Genomic DNA, 1,992 nt, shown 5'->3' with positions numbered 1-1,992 from the left:
GATGGCGTCCCGTCCCTCCGCGACCAGGTCCCACAGCTCCTCGGGTGTGGTGACACCGCCGGGGAAACGGCACCCGATCCCCACGATCGCCACCGCCTCGTCGAGGGCCGCAGGCACGGCCGTCACAGCCTGAGGAGCACGGGAGTCGCTGCCGGAAAGCCGGGTGTGGAGGTGGTCGATGAGCCCGGTGGGGGTCGGGTGGTCGAAGGCGAGGGTGGTGGGCAGTCGTAGACCGGTGATGGTGCTGAGCCGATTGCGGAGCTGAACGGTTGTCAGGGAGTCGAAGCCGAGGGCCTTGAAAGGCTGCCCGAGGTCGAGCGCATCGGGGTCGGGATGGGCGAGGACGGTCGCGGTGGTCGTCCGTACGAGCTCGGTCAGGCGCTCGTGCCGGGCGTTCGCGTCGAGAGCCTCGTACTCCTTCTGGAACGCTGAGGCGTTGTCCTTCGCGGACTTCCGGCCCGACCTGTCGCCGGATGCCGATCCCTGCGGCACGAGGCTGGCGAGAAGCGGGGGCAGCACGCCCTGCTCGGCCTGTGCCGTGAGGGCGGCCGGGTCGAGGCGGGCACAGATCCTGGAGGAACGGCCTCCGCCGACCGCTTCGTCGAACAACGCGAGTGCTCGCCCCGTGGACAGCGGCGGAAAGCCCGTACGCGTGATCTGCCCGATCGCGCTCTCCGACAGATGGCGGATCATCCCTTCCTCGTGTGCCCAAGGGCCCCAGGCGAGGCTGGTGGCGGGCAGTCCGAGGGTGTGGCGGTGATGGGCGAGGGCGTCGAGGTAGGTGTTGGCGGCCGCGTAGTTGGCCTGGCCGGGAGCGCCGAGTACACCTGCGATCGACGAGTACAGGACGAAGGCGTCGAGGTCGAGGTCGCGGGTGAGCTCGTGGAGATTCCAGGCGGCGTCGACCTTCGGGCGCAGCACCGTGTCGAGTTGCTCGTGGCTCAGCTCCAGCAGCGGAGCCATGTCGACCGTGCCTGCGGTGTGGATGACGGCGGTGAGGGGGTGGGTGTCGGGGATGGTGGTGAGGAGGTGGGCGAGGGCGGTGTGGTCGGTGGTGTCGCAGGCGGTGATGGTGACGTGGGCGCCGAGGGCGGTGAGTTCGTCGTGGAGTTGGGTGGCGCCGGGGGCGTCGGGGCCGCGTCGGCTGGTGAGGAGGAGGTGGGTGATGCCGTGTCGGGTGACCAGGTGGCGGGCGGTGAGTGCGCCCAGAGCGCCGGTACCGCCCGTGATCAACACCGTGCCGTCCGAAGTGAGCGACAGCGCCTCGGACTTGGCCTTGTCAGCCGTCACACGCAGGTAGTACACCGTTCCTTCGCGCACCGCGACCTGCGGCTCACCCGTGTCGACGGCCGCGGCGACGGCAGCGTGACTGGAGGCCGTAGCGTCGACGTCGAGGAGGACGATCCGATCGGGGTGCTCAGTCTGTGCGGTGCGGGCGAGTCCCCAAAGCGGTGCTTGGGTGAGGTCGGTCGCTTCCCGGTTGTGCGTGGCGACTGCTTGCCGAGTGATCAGTACGAGACGGGAGTCGTTGAGGCGCTCGTCGGCCAGCCACTTCTGGAGTAGGTCGAGCGTTCGGTGCAGCGCCTCGTATGCCGACGCGGGAGTGGACGGATCGTCGGCGTCATCAATGACAAGCGGGGTGATGACGAGTTCGGGAACGGGCGCGCCCTCATCCAGCGCCCTGAACAGTGACTCAAGATCCTCGTGATGTGTCGCGCCCGGTGCGACATGTGCGGTGCCCAGGACGATCGTGCCGGTGGGAAGCGAAACCGAGTCGGTGGCTGGCTCGGAGAACGCGGTCCACTGTAGGCGGAACAGAGGGTTGCTGTTGTCGTCGGTGGGGGTGAGCCAGTAGGGCTTGTGTTGGAAGGGGTAGGTGGGGAGGGGGGTGGGTGGTGTGGTGGGTGTGGGGTTGATGGTTGGCCAGTTGAGGGGGTGGCCGTGGGTGTGGGTGGTGGCGAGGGTTTTGAGGTAGGTGTGGTGGTTGTTGGT

1 protein-coding gene is annotated in these 1,992 nt (G+C 68.4%); it reads right to left on the bottom strand.

All coding sequences use genetic code 11. From position 1 onward, the window contains the following. Window positions 1-1,992 (bottom strand): type I polyketide synthase (locus tag ACH5AC_RS38400; protein WP_398866994.1); only part of this gene is annotated, 1,992 nt, incomplete at both ends.

This window comes from Streptomyces sp. NPDC018693 (genome assembly GCF_044391385.1).
Lineage (GTDB): Bacteria > Actinomycetota > Actinomycetes > Streptomycetales > Streptomycetaceae > Streptomyces.
This window is presented reverse-complemented; position numbering and strand designations above follow the sequence as displayed.